Origin of the sequence: Portibacter marinus, from assembly GCF_021533195.1 — a bacterium.
GTDB classification, from domain to species: domain Bacteria; phylum Bacteroidota; class Bacteroidia; order Chitinophagales; family Saprospiraceae; genus Portibacter; species Portibacter marinus.
The window spans coordinates 174,655-192,154 of record NZ_JAJNKB010000003.1 but is presented as its reverse complement, the minus strand read 5'-3'; the positions used below and the strand labels follow the sequence as shown (position 1 = coordinate 192,154).

At 39.4% G+C, this 17,500-nt stretch carries 17 protein-coding genes and 1 tRNA gene; 10 read left to right on the top strand and 8 right to left on the bottom strand.

The window, feature by feature from the left end:
* Position 1: 1 nt before the first annotated feature.
* Complete coding sequence (locus L2567_RS08500; RefSeq protein WP_235297329.1) at positions 2-409, bottom strand: Dabb family protein; 408 nt, start codon at positions 407-409, stop codon at positions 2-4.
* Between the two features lie 104 nt (positions 410-513).
* Here L2567_RS08500 and L2567_RS08495 point away from each other — a divergent pair, with 104 nt between their 5' ends.
* Both L2567_RS08495 and L2567_RS08490 read left to right on the top strand, forming a co-directional pair.
* Entirely contained in the window at positions 514-1,077 is a 564-nt protein-coding gene (locus tag L2567_RS08495; protein ID WP_235297328.1) for a hypothetical protein, read from the top strand.
* An 88-nt stretch (positions 1,078-1,165) separates the two neighbouring features.
* Entirely contained in the window at positions 1,166-2,587 is a 1,422-nt protein-coding gene (locus tag L2567_RS08490) for a purine-cytosine permease family protein (protein ID WP_235297327.1), read from the top strand.
* Between the two features lie 111 nt (positions 2,588-2,698).
* Here the strand turns inward: L2567_RS08490 and L2567_RS08485 are convergent, their stop codons facing one another.
* From L2567_RS08485 to L2567_RS08475, 3 genes are all read right to left on the bottom strand, one after another.
* Complete coding sequence (locus tag L2567_RS08485) at positions 2,699-3,097, bottom strand: hypothetical protein (RefSeq protein WP_235297326.1); 399 nt, start codon at positions 3,095-3,097, stop codon at positions 2,699-2,701.
* A 233-nt stretch (positions 3,098-3,330) separates the two neighbouring features.
* On the bottom strand, positions 3,331-4,521 hold the full coding sequence (locus L2567_RS08480; protein ID WP_235297325.1) for a YybH family protein: 1,191 nt from the start codon (positions 4,519-4,521) through the stop codon (positions 3,331-3,333).
* 188 nt (positions 4,522-4,709) lie between these two features.
* On the bottom strand, positions 4,710-5,714 hold the full coding sequence (locus L2567_RS08475; protein WP_235297324.1) for a helix-turn-helix domain-containing protein: 1,005 nt from the start codon (positions 5,712-5,714) through the stop codon (positions 4,710-4,712).
* 171 nt (positions 5,715-5,885) lie between these two features.
* On the opposite strand from L2567_RS08475, the gene L2567_RS08470 reads away from it, so the two are divergent.
* Positions 5,886-6,401 carry a DUF1579 domain-containing protein gene (locus L2567_RS08470; RefSeq protein WP_235297323.1) on the top strand — a complete coding sequence of 172 codons (516 nt, stop codon included), beginning with the start codon at positions 5,886-5,888 and terminating at the stop codon, positions 6,399-6,401.
* Between the two features lie 170 nt (positions 6,402-6,571).
* On the opposite strand, the gene L2567_RS08465 is transcribed toward L2567_RS08470, so the two are convergent.
* The gene (locus L2567_RS08465; RefSeq protein WP_235297322.1) at positions 6,572-7,087 is read right to left on the bottom strand and encodes a YceI family protein; all 516 of its coding nucleotides are present in this window, start codon (positions 7,085-7,087) and stop codon (positions 6,572-6,574) included.
* A gap of 340 nt (positions 7,088-7,427) precedes the next feature.
* Between L2567_RS08465 and L2567_RS08460 the strand changes: the two genes are divergently transcribed.
* Together L2567_RS08460 and L2567_RS08455 are read left to right on the top strand one after the other, a co-directional pair.
* On the top strand, positions 7,428-8,900 hold the full coding sequence (locus L2567_RS08460) for a hypothetical protein (protein WP_235297321.1): 1,473 nt from the start codon (positions 7,428-7,430) through the stop codon (positions 8,898-8,900).
* On the top strand, positions 8,897-11,407 hold the full coding sequence (locus tag L2567_RS08455) for a 3-coathanger stack domain-containing protein (protein ID WP_235297320.1): 2,511 nt from the start codon (positions 8,897-8,899) through the stop codon (positions 11,405-11,407). The genes L2567_RS08460 and L2567_RS08455 overlap by 4 nt, the downstream gene beginning before the upstream one ends.
* A gap of 340 nt (positions 11,408-11,747) precedes the next feature.
* Here the strand turns inward: L2567_RS08455 and L2567_RS08450 are convergent.
* From L2567_RS08450 to L2567_RS08440, 3 genes are all read right to left on the bottom strand, one after another.
* Positions 11,748-11,821, bottom strand: a tRNA-Pro gene (locus L2567_RS08450).
* Positions 11,822-11,918: 97 nt separating this feature from the next.
* Entirely contained in the window at positions 11,919-12,794 is an 876-nt protein-coding gene (locus tag L2567_RS08445) for a pirin family protein (protein ID WP_235297319.1), read from the bottom strand.
* A 98-nt stretch (positions 12,795-12,892) separates the two neighbouring features.
* On the bottom strand, positions 12,893-13,759 hold the full coding sequence (locus L2567_RS08440) for a cupin-like domain-containing protein (protein ID WP_235297318.1): 867 nt from the start codon (positions 13,757-13,759) through the stop codon (positions 12,893-12,895).
* Between the two features lie 382 nt (positions 13,760-14,141).
* Between L2567_RS08440 and rplM the strand changes: the two genes are divergently transcribed.
* From rplM to pyrH, 5 genes are all read left to right on the top strand, one after another.
* A complete protein-coding gene (gene rplM / locus L2567_RS08435) occupies positions 14,142-14,582 on the top strand; it encodes a 50S ribosomal protein L13 (protein WP_235297317.1) in 441 nt (146 codons plus the stop codon).
* Positions 14,583-14,588: 6 nt separating this feature from the next.
* The gene (rpsI, locus tag L2567_RS08430) at positions 14,589-14,975 is read left to right on the top strand and encodes a 30S ribosomal protein S9 (protein WP_235297316.1); all 387 of its coding nucleotides are present in this window, start codon (positions 14,589-14,591) and stop codon (positions 14,973-14,975) included.
* Positions 14,976-15,005: 30 nt separating this feature from the next.
* Positions 15,006-15,731, top strand: coding sequence for a 30S ribosomal protein S2 (gene rpsB / locus L2567_RS08425; RefSeq protein WP_235297315.1), 726 nt, complete (start codon positions 15,006-15,008; stop codon positions 15,729-15,731).
* A 53-nt stretch (positions 15,732-15,784) separates the two neighbouring features.
* Positions 15,785-16,612: a translation elongation factor Ts gene (gene tsf, locus L2567_RS08420; protein WP_235297314.1), complete on the top strand. Its 828-nt coding sequence runs from the start codon at positions 15,785-15,787 to the stop codon at positions 16,610-16,612.
* 80 nt (positions 16,613-16,692) lie between these two features.
* A complete protein-coding gene (gene pyrH, locus L2567_RS08415; protein ID WP_235297313.1) occupies positions 16,693-17,406 on the top strand; it encodes a UMP kinase in 714 nt (237 codons plus the stop codon).
* Positions 17,407-17,500 lie beyond the last annotated feature (94 nt).

Sequence of the window (17,500 nt, the reverse complement as noted above, 5' to 3'; positions counted from 1 at the left end):
CTTATTTAGACCAATAGTCAAACACCAGCACATCTTCGACATGGTCACCAATCAGTTTCACGAATTCCTGATGATCGGGATGTGGCAGATATATCTCTCTCCCTTTTTCGCTGGCAAATGTAACGAGAAAGCAATGGGTAAATCCTTTATCGAGGCCTTCTGGTGAATTATTGGTGCCGTATTCAAAATCTATGATGGTTTTGATCTTTGAAGGTAAGGCGGCAAAGCTTTTTTCAATTTCATTAATCTTATCCTGAGTGGTATTGTATTTCCATTTAAAGATGACCACATGTCTCAGAACGGAGTCTACTTTCATTTCATATATTTTGTCAGTCTCTTCTAAAGCAGATTGTCCCATGAGGGGAATATTGATAATAAATAGCAGAAGGACTATAGGTATAAGTTTCATATATATATTTAAGTCGGTTAAAATAAGTTTTTTAAATGAATGGATTGGGAAAAATTGGAGTTATTAAGGGTAATGAATTGATAACTGAAAACGTTTGAGCTAATATGATTCTGAATGTGCGAAAAATAACTTGCCTACTTTTTATCCTTCCTTTATTACAATTTGCATATGCACAAGGAGATGATGAACTAGAGGTGATAGAGCCTTATCTGGACTCCATGGAACTTGATTTTCTAATGCCGGTAGAAAATGAATTGAAATTTCAGAAACCCAGAGACAATGAATTTTTCGAGTATGATACTCGAATAAAGGTAAAGGCGAATGAGATGGAAGTTCTGGTGGTTTTTCATTCAGATACTTTGTCTAAGCCTTTTCCTACTTTTTTCCCTCATCTTGAGTTTAATCGATTACTTGGAAACATCGTGCCAAATGATGATGATCAGGATGTTCTGGTTATCGGATGGAGAGATCAGAAACTAAAAGATAAAAATGTTGATTGGGGAGCTGAAGCATACATACGACCCAGAAAAGAAATTACAAACTTTCCCTTTGCCAAGCTCATTGCATTTTATCGGGAAGATCAGGGAATGGTAGTCATGCTTTATTGCTTTCGAAAGCCGGATAATGTTCCGGAACTCATCAGATTCAAGGAAGCAAAACATCAATAGATTTTAGTGTAAGCCGTTTTGCAGAATAGAACATTACAGTATATCTTGTAAGACCAGTTATATTAGTTGAAACAAACGAAACGGACTTATGAGCTTAGCCAATCGAGAGGAAGAAGTAATCGAAGATATCGCTGGAGGAGAATTTGAACGGAGGCCCGTTCCCCAATCCAAGTTAAAAGGTTGGAAAAGCTTTCTGGGCATGTATGCCGGGGAACATGCTGCTGGCACAGAATTTATGATTGGACCATTATTTCTAACAGCGGGTGTTAGTGCTTTTGATTTGATCATAGGATTGCTGCTTGGAAATTTGCTAGCAGTGCTGAGCTGGCGCTTTTTGACTGCCGAAATAGCTGTTCAGAACCGTTTGACCTTGTATTATCAACTCGAAAAGATTTGTGGGAAGAAACTGGTCACTGGGTATAATCTCGCAAATGGTATTCTATTTTGCTTCCTGGCAGGTTCAATGATTACGGTATCAGCAACAGCGGTGGGTATTCCATTCGATATGGAAATGCCTAAGCTAACTGACACCATGCCCAATGGTGCGACATGGATCATCATTGTAATAGTCGTGGGTGCTGTCATTTCATTAATTGCATCTAAAGGATATGACACGGTTTCAAAGGCAGCGAATTGGATGTCTCCGGTTATAGTATTGGCTTTCCTGGCATGTGGTATTGTGGCTTTACGTCAATTAAATGTTTCTAGTTTTGCTGACTTTTGGGCGATATGGGGAGAAGGATCAGAACCATTTCCGGGTCAGATCAAGTATACTTTCTGGCATGTTGTCATCTGGTCCTGGTTTGCCAATGCCGCTATGCACATTGGCATGTCAGATTTATCTGTATTCAGATTTGCCAAAAAAGCTTCTTCAGGTTGGATGACTGCTGCAGGGATGTATGTGGGACATTATATGGCATGGATTGCGGCGGCCCTTCTTTACGCCGTATATCTGAAATCACCGGAAGCACTATCCTTTATCAACAATGGTGAAGCACCACCAGTAGCTCCGGGTCCTTTGGCCAATAATGCCATCGGAATTTTTGGAATTATCGCAGTAGTGTTGGCCGGCTGGACAACAGCAAATCCCACAATTTACAGGGCAGGTTTGGCATTTCAAGCGATTGTTCCGAAACTATCTACATTTTGGGTGACCATCATTGCTGGGACAGTAGCTACCATCGCTGGATTATTTCCAGCCTTTGCCATGAAGCTGCTGGGTTTTGTGGCACTTTATGGGTTTATCTTAGCTCCATTTGGAGCAGTAATAGTATTTGAACATTTTTTTGCTAAGAGGGCTGGTATTTCAAAAAATTATGCTGAAAAGGCAGGTATTAGCTTTAATATGGCAGTTTTTCTGGCCTGGCTCATCAGTTTTGGTTTGTTCTATTTTATCAGTCTGCAATTCGGAGTATTCCTGTCCTTTGTGACACTTCCTGCATGGTTGCTATGTGGTTTGTTATTTTTGGTGTTGAGTAAAAGGATGCAGAAAAAAACAACTGACCTTTAAATCAGATTTATACCGCGATAAGTTTTGTACACAGTGGGTGAACATTTGACCCAGGGACCACTTTTAATTTAGCTGTATTCGTATAGAGATGAGCGAAAAGCAATCAGGTCACTACCGTTGATTTCTTAAAATAATCTTACCTCCGGTGTGTGTGCCGTCGCAATCCTCTCCGGTGAAGTCTATTGAGAGGATGCCCAATTTTTCATTCCATAGTCCAGAGCCTTCATATGTCCCGGGACAACCGCCCATGTAAAATTGCAAGTCTTGATTGTAGACGAAATGGATGACGGAATCTCCTTTTATTTCAAAGGAGATGGTACCATTGTCACCTGAATCCATACAGCATGGGATGTAGGGCCCTAGTTGTGAATAATAAAAAGGACCGCTAAATTTATCGGAGCCGGTACTTTTAATTTCTGCGGATATTGGAAAATTGGTGTAAATATTATCGTCCCAACTTCCGATATAATTCCCTTTGACTTCAAAAGGGTCTTCTTTAGGAATTTCCATTTCCGGTTCATTTTTACTGCATGAACATATCATTAATATAACAGCACAGGAAGTTAGGTAGATGCATTTCATACGTATTCAATTGTTTTTCACCAATTTCTTAAATATGTATTTGAATTGCGCTCGCGAAGGGTGAAGAGGTGTAAGTATTAAATAATTTTTACGTCTGCTATGATTAGTTAAGACCTATTTTACGAGAATCGATGGTAAGTTTATACGAAAATGGAATAGGTTTATCGTGGAGAAAAGTGATCCAGTACTATCTTCCACCCATACTCTGTATTTTTCCAGATGAGTGAAAAAATGGATTTAGATTCCTGTGGCACACCTTTTTCAACATATTGAATAGTGGAAATGCCTCTTTGTAAATATACATTTTCAGCCAGTTTACTGATTTCAATAGATTCTATTTCCCAGCTTAGTTCCCCCTGAAATTTGGACCAGTATTGAATAATATTTTCCAGACCGATTACCTCTGTTTTCGCTCCAACCATCCTTGCTTCTTCGGCATAGAATTTTTCAGCTACCTCGCTGTATTGTCCGGCATTAAAAACCTCTTCCATTGCTCTATTCATGTCGAGTAATTGCTCTTCAGCTTTTTTCTGAACTGTATGAGGAAGTCCTTCTGACAACCATGCGAGTACGTTTCTTATAAAGTTAACGTTATCATGAGCATGCGGGGCGTTAAAACCAACTTTAAACTCTTTTCCTCTCTGTTTTACGCTTTGGGCAGTAAACATAGCGGCCTCTCCAAAAACGGCAATACGACCCTGACCGAACTTAAGTGTCGCTCCTTGATAAAACTCATATAGTGCTACTTTGGTGGTGGTGCTGTCGAACCTCCATGCTATATCAGGTTGTAAACATGTGTCTACAGCCTCAAAAGCTAATATTCCTTCTGCATTTTCAGGTTTAGCAAATGCGGAACCTGTAAATGTTGTAAGATGCTTTATTGGATGGCCTAAGGTTCCATTGACTATATCATGATGTAATAATTTACCATTTTCTATTGAAAATACATCATTCCCATTGACCTGGTTTGCAACATTGGTGAAGCCATCACAGAAATCAAATCCAAACTCTTGTGCTAAATTTTGGGCAGCCCCGGAAAAGGGCATATGATCAGCAATCAATAACAGCCGACCACCCTCGTGTACCCACTTTTTGATTTCTTTCACTTCTTCTTCGCTAAAAGCGAAATGAATAGGTCTCTTCCAGTTGCCCACATTATCAACATGAATGGGATTTGCTATGACCAGTATTACTACATTTTCAAGTTGGGTCTTGGTGGTGAATTCCTTTGGACGATAACCATCTAGCCTGGCAAGTTTGGCAAATGGAGCGAACCTCATTGATAGAATATGAAAATTATTATGCGTTTCGTCAATATGAATAATTGGACCAGACTCTTTAGCAAACCTCATTTCGCTGAAATTCAAGGCGAAGGTTGTATCAGGTATTTGTTGGGCTGATAAATCTACTTTTATTACTGAGCTGCTGATGAGAAGAAAGAAAATGAAAAACTTTACTAAAATGATATTGATTATATTCCTATATCTTTCGCAGGCTTGTAAAGTTGTCTTTTTAATAACTGACATTGGACACTGAAAATTTAATGCTTATTGAATTGTTCCCTGAACTCACCCGGAGACTTGCCTTCGTACTTTTTGAAATTGGAATAAAAAGACACCTTATTCCTGAACCCTACTTCTTCACCGATCGCCTCAAGTTTTAGATAAGTTGCACTTTCTTCTAATAGCCTTTCTTTAGCTTCCTGGATTCTCAGTTCATTGACCAATTCAGAAAATGATTTACTTGAATAAACATTGAGGGCTTGTGAAATTCTGTATTTTGGGACACCGAGCTTTTTTGCAAAAGAGGATAGGTTGAAATCGGGCTCCACGTAGTACCTCTTTTCGTTCAAAACCTTATTTATTTTTTTAACCAGATACTCTCCTTCCTCTTTGGTCAAGCTACTGGAAGAATACTTGGGTTGCACTTTTTCTTTCAAAAAGGTAAACTCGCTAAAGTAGGTAATGGCATACGTCAAAATAACAAAAGCTGCACAGGTAATGTAATCCCACCTCAGCGTATAGGTCCCGGTCATGGTTGTTATTTTATAGGACACCAATCCGACCAAAAATGATGCAAAAGCCAGTGTGAATAGCCAATCAGAGGTCCACTTCATTTTGTGGCGAAGAATGAGAACCAGGTAGGTCAGATAAATAGCGATTAGTGAGAATGAAGTGATATGCGCGGCTTTTAAATACTGGGCTGCTGAGAGGGAAACGAATTGCATGGTGACCCAATAAATCGTGAACAGTGATGGTATGATCAGGTGGTACCAAAATTGCTTTTTGTTGAATTCTTTAGACATAAAATGATAAAAGGCCAATGGCATTGCCCAGGAGGGTAGAATCAGGAAGTATTGGATATAGGAAGGTAGCCTAAAAAGCTGGGCCCAGTAATTAGTGTAATGTAAAATGGTAATTGAAAAGCAAAGTAAATAAAGTCCAAGAAAGAATTTTTTGTGATTTTGAGTATCCGTCAAAAACAAGATGGATAGGACGATTCCATGAATGGCGGCAGCTAAAAATAAAATGAGTTCCCAAGACATGTTTAAAGAACGAGTATGAAATAATATTGACACATGAGAATATGAAAAATTTGAACCATGGACATTCCTCTATGTCAATTGGCGATAAAATTTAACTAATATTTACGAGATTCAGGTGTAATTGAACCCTAATAGCTGAAAGTAGTATTAATTTCAAGCAAACTTTAAAGGATGAAAAGATTATTCTTGTTACCTATTATTATAACGGCTACAATAGGACTGGCATTTTCGCAAGCCAATAATCAACCTTCTGAGGAAGATCTTTCTAAACTTGACTTCTGGGTTGGCGAATGGGACCTGACCTGGGAAGGTGGAAAGGGCAAAAATGTTATTGAAAAGACATTGAAAGGTCGGGTAATCCAGGAAAATTTTAAAGCAACTGAGGGGAACTTCAATGGTTACCTGGGAATGAGTATCAGTACATTTGATCCTCGTGATGGAAAGTGGCATCAGGCATGGGCAGACAGCCAGGGAGGGTTTATCAATTTGATTGGAATCATGGATGGAGATCAAAGAATATTTCAATTGGCAGAGCCAGGAACCATGCCGGATGGAACTCAGTTTATCAATAGAATGAGGTTTTACGATATTCAAGAAGATTCCTTTACCTGGGATTGGGAACGATCTACTGACGATGGTAAAAACTGGCAGCTGAACTGGAGGATTCAATATAATCGCTCGAAATGATGCTGTGGCGCCTGAATCGGCTGAAAGTCAGCAAAAATCTTAGCGATCATTCCATCTCTTTCACACTTTTGAATGGTGGTAGATGAACCTAGTACTTTCGGATAAGATTAAAATATATTGATGGAATCGCTTTTGGTCCTGATTCCATCAATATTTAGCCTTTTAATCATCTACTGTTTGACGAATTGAGCATCTATGGTCATTTTGATCTGATCTGCTACCACAATGTTACCCGCTTCTGTAATAGCATTCCACTGTAGTCCAAACTCTTTTCTATTGAGGGTTCCGGTGATTTCAAATCCTGCTTTAGTATTTCCATATGGGTCAACAGCGGTGCCGTTATAATCTACATCAAGTTTTACTTCTTTAGTGACATCTCTAATAGTGAGATCTCCTATCATTTGGTTTCCATCAAACGATTTTGATTTAAAAATGATGTTAGGGAATTTCTCAGCATTGAAAAAATCATCTGACTTCAAATGCTGATCTCGATCTTTGTTCTTAGTATGTATAGAGTCGGTTGAAATTTTTACTTCGACATCTGCATTGACAAAGTTCTCATTAGTTGTTTCAAGAGTTGCATCGAATTGCTCAAAGTGGCCTTTAACTGTAGAGATCATCATATGCTTGACTTTGAAGCCTATTTCTGAATGCGTGGGGTCAATGACCCATTTTGTTGTTGACATGATATAAATTTTTGGTGAAAAATGTTTTCACATTAAACACAGTTTAAAACAATATTTGTTTACAACAAATGAATTTTTTTGAGGACAAATTTAATTCAGTCTTTACTTTTTAAATAGACCAAATCTACTAAGCTTAATAGAGTTTCGGTACAGCTTTTCATGCGTTGGATGCTTGATGAGCTGGTGATCCCTCACAGCGTTTATATTTCGCCAACCCATGATCATTGAGGCAGTCCCAATTAAAGATTCAATTGTACTCAATACAAAATCAAATTGCCCATCTGCGAATCAGATCTTTCGATTTCACTCATTTCGTAGTAGTTTAAAAATAAAAACTGATATGAAAACATACTATTTATTGTATTTCATCCTATTCACAACTTCCACAATATGCGCGCAAAATGTCGGAATAGGTACCAATAACCCAGAGGAATTACTTCACCTGCAAAATGGCAATATTCGACTGGAGTCTACTTTGTTGAATGGTATCGAGTTTTTCCAAAGGGGAAATCTCAAAACAGGAATCTACTACAACCCTTTGAGAGACGAATTAAATTTTACGAAAAATTCCAATTCTAACGGGCTCATTTTCAAACCTCAATCCGGTCAGCTATTACTTGGAAGAAACTTTCCAATTGGCGCTGAGGTGTTCGGAATCCGAAGTAATTCCACTTCATACGGCGGTATGTATATTGAAACCCTAGGAACCACAGGCAAACCTTTTTTGGGCTATGCCACGGACAGCATAGGTCGAATGTGGCACTATTATGACGGTCTTTCAGAGAGTTGGAGGCTTTATAATAAGGGAGAGCGACTAGCGGTTTTAAGCAATGGTCATATAGGAATAAACACCATTGACCCTAAAGTCCTAATGCATATTAATGGCAATGAGTGGGATCTTCAAAGTACAGATGGTGTGCTGATGTTAGGTTCCGCCACTAACCGAATGGCCTTTGGAATTGCAGTAGACGGAGCTGGAGCTGGGACCGGTCGTATTTATTCTAAAGGAACTAACAATCGATTAATTCTAGGAGGAGGAGATAAAGATGTGCTTTCAGTTACAGGAACAGAGGGAAGAGTGGGTATCGGCACAAACGACCCCTCCTATACACTGGATATCAATACGGAGGAGAGTAGGGGGTTAAATATCAACAATAACTATAGTGGTGCGAGTTCTAAGTATGGGGCAAGAATAGAATCCTCATCTCTCGGGTCCGGTCCTCGCTATGGCATTTATGCTTCTGCTTATGGTAATTCTGCCAGCAATGGCAATATATATGGAGGTAGATTTTTAGCCAATCCCAATAGTGCAAATACCGATGCCTATGGTGTTTATAGCCAGGTTTCAGCCACTGGCCAGGGAAACAAATACGCCTTATATACTGTAGCCAGTACTTCTCAGCCCAGCACTAATGCTTATAGCTGGTCCATATACTCTGTTGGAAATAGCTATTTTTCCAATGAAGTAAGAATTGGAAATCTGGCCGGTGTAAGTGGTTACAGACTTTCTGTGGATGGTAAAATCATAGGCGAAGAACTAATGGTGAGGATGAGCGACAATTGGCCCGACTATGTGTTTGATGAATCATATGGACTAATGAGTTTAGAAGATGTAGATCAATTCATCAACCAAAATAAGCACTTACCTGGAATTCCTAGTGCAAGTGAAGTTCATGCAGAAGGTGGTATTCAGGTAGGTGAAACCAACCGGTTACTTTTAGAAAAAATAGAAGAGTTAACGCTTTACTTGATTGAACAGAATAAGAGAATAAGGCAGCTAGAAGATTCAATGATCAAAAAGAATAGCAAATGAAACGGAATAGATATATGTTTGTTATAGGTTTCATCGGTCTTTTGAAATTTATCTCTCATGGTCAAGTACCCTTTTCTAACATTGACATCAATAAAGACAGAGCGCTACATAGTATAGAAAAGAAGTTTGAAGATTTACAAAACGATCAGGAAAGTCAAGCAGGTGGAAAGGCAAATAAATTTTACCAGCGATGGAAAAATCAAATGCAACCACATCTGGGTGAGGATGGTAAAATTGTCAACTATGTCGCTCGTAATTTTAAGGAGAAAAAACGGTTTCTGTCGCGTAATCCTTTGACTGTTGTTCCGCAAGGTGTGACAAGGAATGTTCATGGCGATTGGGAAAACATTATGCCTGGTACCACCAATAAGGACTATCCGAATAACGGCAGGATTAATTGTATTGCTGTTCATCCTACTAATCCAAATGTCATCTTTGTAGGAACACCGGTGGGTGGGATTTGGGTGACTTATGATCTGGGAGGTAATTGGTTAAATTTAAATCCTGGAATGGATAATTTGGGAGTAAGCAGCATTGTCATAAGATCAGACAATCCCAATGTAATCTATATAGCCACTGGTGGTGGTGACGGATTTGATACGCCTTCCATGGGTGTACTTAAAAGTACAAATGGGGGTTACGATTGGGTAACGACTGGAATGTCTTTTGCCGAAAATGAACTTATAAATACCTATAAAATGATTGCAGATCCAGGTGATCCGGATGTCATGTTTTTAGCTACAAGTATTGGTATTTTTAAGACTACTGATGGCTGGAATACTGAAACACAGGAATATAGCAATAAGGTCGTTTTTGACATTGAATTTAAACCTGGTTCTTCCGATACCTTATATGCAGGAACAAATAATACGCTTGCCAGGTCCTACAATGGGGGGGATTCTTGGTCAACGCTTAACGTTACTGGTTCTGTTCCACATACACTTAATTGGAGCAGAGTAGCAGTAGCTGTAAGTGAGGATGCGCCGGATTGGATATATGTTATGTTTGGGAGAAATGCAAAAGGTACAGGCTTTTGGGGATATCACAGGATGTTTTTATCCACGGATGACGGAGCTAATTTCATCATGAGGGATGAGGATACGGATATGGTTAGTACACAATGTGATTACAATCTAGAGATGACGATTCAGCCGGGTGCTCCTAATGTTGTTTTTCTGGGAGCTGTAAATCTATGGAAGTCAAATAATACAGGGTCTACTTATACTCGCATTGCTGTCCCTGATGGAAATGAAAACATTCCTAAGATTCACCCGGATATTCACTGGTTTGAATGGGTGGGAAACCGGCTTTTTATAGGTACGGACGGAGGAATCACTTACACAGATGATTTCGGAGTAAGTTATGTCAATATTACAGATGGCTTGACAATAAACCAGATTTACGATATTGCCATCAAGGATAATCAATACATGGCGGGGTCTCAGGACTGCGGTACTCACGATTGGCATCTTGGCGATCCAAGTGCTTACCGTACCTTAGGTGGTGATGGGTTGGAATGCTTTTATGACCCGTCAGAAAATGTCAGATACGCTTCTACCCAAAGTAGAAGGTATCGTTCTGTTAATGGGGGGAATTGGATAGATATTTCTCCACCGTCTCAACTGGGCGATATTTGGAAAGGTGTGTTTACACATCATCCTACTAACTATGATACTATTTTCAGTGCTGCGTTTGACATTGCAAGGTCTTTCGATCAAGGTCAAAATTGGACTATTTTTGATCCAGGTTTCAATCGGACTGATTTGAAAATAGAAACTTTGGTAATGAGTAGAAATAATCCAAATAGGATGTACATCTCTAATCTCCGTGAATTGAAATTGGTTACAAATATTCACCTTTCAAAACCTAATTTTATCAATATCGATAATGGTTTGCCTATGAGCAGTCTCAACATCAGTAGTATGGCAGTCAATCCAAATGATGTAAATGAGATATGGGTAGGATTTTATGGTTACGGAGATGGTATGAAGGTTTATAAAAGTACCACTGGTGGTCAGGGTGTAGATCCGTGGGTCAATGTTACGGCTAACTTACCTAATGTTCCCGTATACTGCATTGAGTATTTGCCGGGTTCCAACAATGGGATTTATATCGGGACTGATTTTGGTGTATTTTACAAAGATGATTCGATGACCAATTGGGCTTGGTTTTCAGCAGGTCTACCCAAAACGAGAGTAGAAGATTTGGTAGTGCATGAAGGATATTTATATGCAGGCACCTTTGGTCGAGGTATGTGGAGGACACCCCATGTTGGTTCTTGTCCTGTTAACCTTACTTTAACGTCCGCAAATGATCAGAGTCCCTCTTATTCTACAGGAACACAGTTCCACTCAGCGAGCTATGGCATATATTCTGATCGTATCATCACTGGTGGTCAAGGTACTGATGTGACTTACAGCGCAGGAAATTTTGTAACATTGGCACCAGGATTTCACGCAGAGGCCAATAATAATTTTAAAGCCTCGCTTGACGGCTGCCCGGATTAAGGGGAGTTCTGAACGAAAGCGATTTTACCATATCATTGCTTTCCCTTAAAAATCTAGCTGACTTAAGTTAAACAGGCGAAGATTCTGAAGCGGTTAGACGGGAAATGAGAAATGGATATTAACTTTTCAAGCCAATCGTGCAAAGCTTCTTCAAAAACCCTTAAGCCCACAAGCAAAAAGGATTGCTTGAGGGCGATCCAGAATGGATCCGCTGGAAATGCGAATCCAATCTTCGGCCTTCGCCTCAGCTTTCAAGCTGCAGAAAAATGCTTTGAGCAAAGCCCGGCTTCATTTTCTGCCACTTGAAAGTAGCTTGAAAGTCGCATTGGCTTCGCGCTTGTCGGAATGACTGGATTCGAACCAGCGACCCCACGCCCCCCAGACGTGTGCGCTACCGGGCTGCGCCACATTCCGATTTTAATTCATGCCAAATATCAAAAACCTCAACCAAATGACAAAGATTGTTCACCCTTTTTTAATACTACAGCTGATAATTTACTATCGTTCGGATTCAGGAGGGCAATGGAATATAGGTGTCATCACCTTTCACCTTTGGAAAACGTCGAGCTTTCCAATCTTCCTTTGCTCTTTCCAACCTTTCTCTAGAAGAGGAAACAAAATTCCAATATAAATAGCGGGGCTCCTCTAAAGCCTTACCTCCGAATACGAGCAGCCTAGTTCCTTTATTTAGCGCCACGCTACAAGTGTCTTCTGTTTTAGAGATCATTAATTGTCCTTCAGTAATCTCTTCTCCATCTTCTATAATTTTTCCCTTGTTGACCAGAAATCCAATTTCACCTTTTAACTCCCCATTGATCTCAAAAGAGTTGTCGTCATCGGCCTCAATATGTAAAACAAAGAGATCTGAGCTGATTGGCAAAGAAGATTCGCGACCAAATGCTTTTCCAGCTAATAATTTGATTGATAAATCATTATGTTTCCAGGTGGGTAACTTTTCAGATCTTATGAAATCAAATCTCGGCTCTATTTCTTCCTTGTCAATGGGTAGTGCGATCCATATTTGGTAGCCATGTAGCCTTTGGTTTTTCTTATTCCTCGATGCAGCTGGTGTTCTCTCCGTATGGGTAACACCTTTGCCTGAAGTCATTAATCCCACGTCTCCTGACCTGATGATTTGTACAGCTCCTGTACTATCTTTATGCTCTATCTCTCCTTCAAATAAATAGGTAAAAGTACATAATCCTATGTGTGGATGCTGGTCAACATCAATCCACCGATCGTTGCCCAGATCTATAGGCCCCATATGATCTACAAACGTAAATGGTCCTACTTGCCGCTTTTTTCGAAATGGTAAAAGCCTTCCTACCATAAAATTTCCAATACTCCTGGATCTTTCTTCGATTACCAATTTATCATTGCTGGACATCTCTTTTTTTGATGCTCAATATAATTAAGTTCATGCAAACACTTTGAATAGAAGGTGTCAGGAAGAATGAACAGGAACGATTACAGGAAATAAAGAGTTTAATGCGTGAGCTGGTATTCTTTTTCCAATTTTTCTGCCCTTTCTCTGGCTTTACTTTCTTTCCATTTATGCCAATTTTCGCCGAGCACTTTAGAAAGGCCGAGGTCAATCAATTGGTGTTGTACTATGTTAATACCTCCCTTGATCATCGTCATTGCGGAATCGTTGGCTCTTAAAGCCAGACTGAACCCGGAATCGATGTAACGCAAATAGTGCCACCACATAGAAGGCATAAATACAGTGTCACCATGTCCTAAGATGGCTTCATAGCCCTCCAGATACTCGGCCAATGGAAACTTTTCAAAGTCCGGGTGCTCTGGATCAAATTTACACATTTTAGTAAATGGGATAGGATATAATTTGTCACTTTCATCTGGTGAGAACAAAATGACTTTCTTGCGGGTGTGAAACTGGGTCAGAAAAACATGCGAGCAGTCCAGGTCATAATGTAAGTGTGTCACTGAACCTTTGCCACCAAAGAATAAAAACTTATAGTTTTTAATAAAGCCGCTACAAATGTCAGGAAAGTCAATGTCATTCTTGAGCTCTGGAGCTTCTTTGAAAATATCAAATAGAAAAAGACGGAGATCCAGACTTTTATTTTCCTCCAATAATTCAAGATAATTGCCAAAATCCATGGTTTCCTTGGCCTGAAAGTATTTGTCTGAGCGGCTAAAGTTTTTGTCTATAAGCGAAACTTCCAGGTCTCCATAAGATTCCTTCAGCCATTCATAACTCCATTTAGATATGGCCTCCCAATTGGCACTAAAATCTTCAATAATGACCGGAATTCTAGGTTTCAGGAAGTCACGTGTAAATGCCGCTTTAGAAATATTTGAAATCCTTTCAATCGATTTGAGTTTCATAGTATTCGGTGTTAAGTTTAATAAATATAGTGTCGAAGTTTCTCATCTTAAAAACGAAATTGAAAAATCTGATGTTCGCTTATGGGGTAAAAAAATGATTGAACTTGCCTTATCAATGATGAAATACCGAATAGGGTCTATTAATGACATGATTTATTATTTCCATATTTGCATGCTAGCTGTGATAGGTAACCATTCAATCATTGACCCCCCAATACCACCCTTTTTAAAAAGTATGCGATTTTCAACCTGTTTTTCAATGACTTATAAAGCTTAGGTGTAAAAATTTACACTAAAAGCTTGCTACTTCGAGAAAAGAAAATTACATTTGCAGCCCCTTTCGAATTAAGGGTATAATTTTATAAAAATTAAATTAGAAAAAGTGGATACTTTAAGTTATAAAACAAAGTCTGCTAAGAACACAGAAGTCGATAGACAGTGGCATGTCATAGATGTCGAAGGTGAGGTTCTGGGTAGAGTATGTTCTAAGATAGCAGCAGTTCTTAGAGGAAAGCATAAGCCTAGCTACACACCGCATGTCGACACTGGTGATTATGTGATCGTTGTAAATGCTGATAAAATTAGACTTACGGGAGCAAAGTTGGAAGATAAAGAATACCTAAGTTATTCTGGATATCCTGGCGGGCAGAAGGCTATCAACGCTAAAAACTTGTTGGCCAAAAAACCTACGGCTGTCGTAGAAAAAGCAATCAAAGGAATGCTTCCAAAAACCAAACTTGGAAGAGCGATGTATAAAAAATTATTTGTTTACGCCGGGCCTGATCATCCGCATGGCGCGCAGAAACCACAAGAATTAAAATAATATCATATGGAAATGATTAATGCTATAGGCAGAAGAAAAGCATCAGTTGCCCGAGTTTATCTCATGAAGGGTAAAGGTGCCATCAGCGTTAATGGAAAAGATTACAAAGATTATTTTCCGAACGCCAACATCCAGATGAAATTAGAAGATCCATTAGCAACAGTGGATGTCTCTAAAGAGTATGATGTTAGAGTAAATGTCAATGGTGGTGGCTTCAAAGGTCAGGCTGAGGCCATTAGAATGGCAATTGCAAGAGCACTTGTAAAAATTGACGAAGATTACAGAAGCCCTCTAAAGGCGAAGAACTTCTTGACAAGAGACGCGAGAGTTGTTGAACGTAAGAAATACGGTAAGCCAAAGGCACGTAAGAGCTTCCAGTTCTCTAAACGTTAATTTTTATTCAATATTTAAAAGTAGATTAAAATGGACAAACCATCATATAAAGAATTATTGGACGCTGGCGTTCATTTCGGGCACATGAGAAGTAAGTGGAATCCTAAGATGAAGCAATACATTTTCATGGAAAGAAAAGGAATTCACATCATTGATCTTAACAGGACGTTAGACTGCATGGATACTGCAGGTGCTGCTTTGAGACAGATTGCTAAATCTGGTAAGAAGATTATGTTCGTTGCAACGAAAAAGCAGGCCAGAGATATCGTTTCTAAAGCGGCAAGAAGTGTCAACATGCCTTTTGTTACTGAGAGATGGCTGGGAGGAATGATGACCAACTTTTCGACTATCAGAAGATCGGTAAAAAAGATGAATAACATCGATAAAATGTTAGCTGATGGCACACTTTCCAGTGTGACGAAAAAAGAAAGGCTGACTTTGACCAGAGAGCGAAATAAATTGGAAAAAGTGCTCGGTGGTATCGCCAATCTTAATAGACTACCTTCTGCGGTATTTATTGTGGACATTCATCATGAGCACCTTGCCATTGCAGAGGCTAAAAAGTTGGGTTTAACGACTTTCGGAATGGTAGACACCAATTCGGATCCGGGACAATTGGATTTTCCAATTCCTGCTAATGATGACGCTTCTAAATCCATTTCTATGATTACGAAGTTTGCGGTGGATGCAATCAAAGAAGGACTCGCTGAGAGAGAAAAGAATAAAGAAGAGCTTGCTGAGAGCACGGCGGAGTAAACCAGTATTTAAGTCGATATAATCATATTATTTAATAAAGAATAAAGTTTAAAATGAGTATAAAAGCTGCAGATGTAAAGGCGTTAAGAGATCAGACAGGAGCAGGGATGATGGATTGTAAGAAGGCTTTGACTGAGGCCAACGGTGATTTTGAAAAAGCGATTGAAGTACTTAGAAAGAAAGGTCAAAAGCTTTCAGCTAAAAGAGCAGACAGAGAGGCTAAAGAAGGAGTCGTACTTGCTAAAGTAAGTGAAGATGGTTCTAAAGGTATCGTGGTAAAGCTGAGTTGTGAAACGGATTTTGTTGCCAAGAACGAAGATTTTATCAATCTGACAGATTCATTTGCTGAACTTGCTTTAAAGGAATTCCCTAAAGATAAAGAAGCATTACTAGCGCTGCCTTATGATGGAACAACCGTGGGGGAGAAAATCGTGGAGCAAGTTGGTGTGATCGGAGAGAAAGTCGAATTGGCTGATTATGAAAAGTTAGAAGCGCCACAAGTAGAGGCTTATATCCATATGGGTAATAAAGCTGGTGTTTTAGTTGGATTGAATAAAGCTTCAGAGGAGTATAGTGAAGCAGGTAAGAATGTTGCTATGCAAGTAGCGGCTATGAAGCCTTTGGCTTTGGATGAAGAAGGAGTTGATTCATCAGTCGTAGAAAAGGAAATAGAGATAGGAAAAGAAATCGCCAGGAAGGAAGGAAAGCCAGAAGAGATGTTGGAAAGAATAGCGATGGGTAAGTTGAATAAATTCTTTAAAGAAAATACATTGTTGAATCAGACATATGTTAAAGATGGCAAGATGTCTGTCCAGCAATACCTTGATTCTGTAGATAGTGGGTTAACCATAACCGACTTTAAGCATATCAAGTTAGGATAAGAAAAATTGAAAAAAAGAGCGAATGTTACATTTGCTCTTTTTTTTTGCTTGTATATTACGCGCACAACGGAAAGATAAAAATGGGTCTTAAGTACAAAAGAGTTCTGCTAAAGCTAAGTGGTGAATCGTTGATGGGTGATCAGCAATTCGGCATATCTCCTAAAATGTTAAATCACTACGCAAGACAGATCAAACAGTTGGTAGACTTAGGTGTAGAGACAGCCATAGTGATCGGAGGTGGTAATATTTTTCGTGGCTTGCAGGCTTCTGAATCTGGAATAGAGCGAGTGCAAGGTGACTACATGGGAATGTTAGCCACATGTATCAATGGCATGGCATTGCAATCTGCTATGGAAGCGCAGGGTATTTTCACGAGATTAATATCAGCCATCGAAATGCAGGAAATTGCCGAACCTTATATTCGACGAAGAGCGATCAGACATTTGGAGAAGGGTAGGGTAGTGATTTTTTCGGCAGGTACTGGTAGCCCCTACTTTACTACAGATTCGGCTGCAGCATTGAGGGCCAATGAAATTAACGCAGATGTTATACTCAAAGGAACGCGTGTGGACGGAATCTATAGCTCAGATCCTGAAAAAAATCCTGATGCGACAATGTTCAATACCATTAGTTTCGCCAAAGTCATTTCGATGGGACTCAAAGTGATGGACATGACTGCGTTTACCATTTGCCAGGAAAACGACCTGCCCATTGTGGTTTTTAATATCGGTGATGAGACCAATCTGGCCGGAATCGTAAGAGGGGAAGAGATTGGGACTTTGGTGGAAGGGTAATCCGCTTCATTCTTTGCAATCAAAATAGCCAAAGTAAACATAGAATTGAAAAGCGAGTCTCAAATGCTGAAACTCGCTTTTTAATTTTATAAGC

Bases quoted from the DNA above. Each gene is read 5' to 3' on its own strand.
- rpsI (WP_235297316.1), top strand. From the start codon at position 14,589: ATGGAAATGATTAATGCTATAGGCAGAAGAAAAGCATCAGTTGCCCGA.
- L2567_RS08500 (WP_235297329.1), bottom strand. From the start codon at position 409: ATGAAACTTATACCTATAGTCCTTCTGCTATTTATTATCAATATTCCC.
- L2567_RS08480 (WP_235297325.1), bottom strand. From the start codon at position 4,521: ATGAGGTTTGCTAAAGAGTCTGGTCCAATTATTCATATTGACGAAACG.
- L2567_RS08455 (WP_235297320.1), top strand. From the start codon at position 8,897: ATGAAACGGAATAGATATATGTTTGTTATAGGTTTCATCGGTCTTTTG.
- L2567_RS08495 (WP_235297328.1), top strand. From the start codon at position 514: ATGATTCTGAATGTGCGAAAAATAACTTGCCTACTTTTTATCCTTCCT.
- L2567_RS08470 (WP_235297323.1), top strand. From the start codon at position 5,886: ATGAAAAGATTATTCTTGTTACCTATTATTATAACGGCTACAATAGGA.
- L2567_RS08465 (WP_235297322.1), bottom strand. From the start codon at position 7,087: ATGTCAACAACAAAATGGGTCATTGACCCCACGCATTCAGAAATAGGC.
- rpsB (WP_235297315.1), top strand. From the start codon at position 15,006: ATGGACAAACCATCATATAAAGAATTATTGGACGCTGGCGTTCATTTC.
- L2567_RS08440 (WP_235297318.1), bottom strand. From the start codon at position 13,759: ATGAAACTCAAATCGATTGAAAGGATTTCAAATATTTCTAAAGCGGCA.
- L2567_RS08475 (WP_235297324.1), bottom strand. From the start codon at position 5,714: ATGTCTTGGGAACTCATTTTATTTTTAGCTGCCGCCATTCATGGAATC.
- L2567_RS08485 (WP_235297326.1), bottom strand. From the start codon at position 3,097: ATGGAAATTCCTAAAGAAGACCCTTTTGAAGTCAAAGGGAATTATATC.
- tsf (WP_235297314.1), top strand. From the start codon at position 15,785: ATGAGTATAAAAGCTGCAGATGTAAAGGCGTTAAGAGATCAGACAGGA.
- pyrH (WP_235297313.1), top strand. From the start codon at position 16,693: ATGGGTCTTAAGTACAAAAGAGTTCTGCTAAAGCTAAGTGGTGAATCG.
- L2567_RS08460 (WP_235297321.1), top strand. From the start codon at position 7,428: ATGAAAACATACTATTTATTGTATTTCATCCTATTCACAACTTCCACA.
- L2567_RS08490 (WP_235297327.1), top strand. From the start codon at position 1,166: ATGAGCTTAGCCAATCGAGAGGAAGAAGTAATCGAAGATATCGCTGGA.
- L2567_RS08445 (WP_235297319.1), bottom strand. From the start codon at position 12,794: ATGTCCAGCAATGATAAATTGGTAATCGAAGAAAGATCCAGGAGTATT.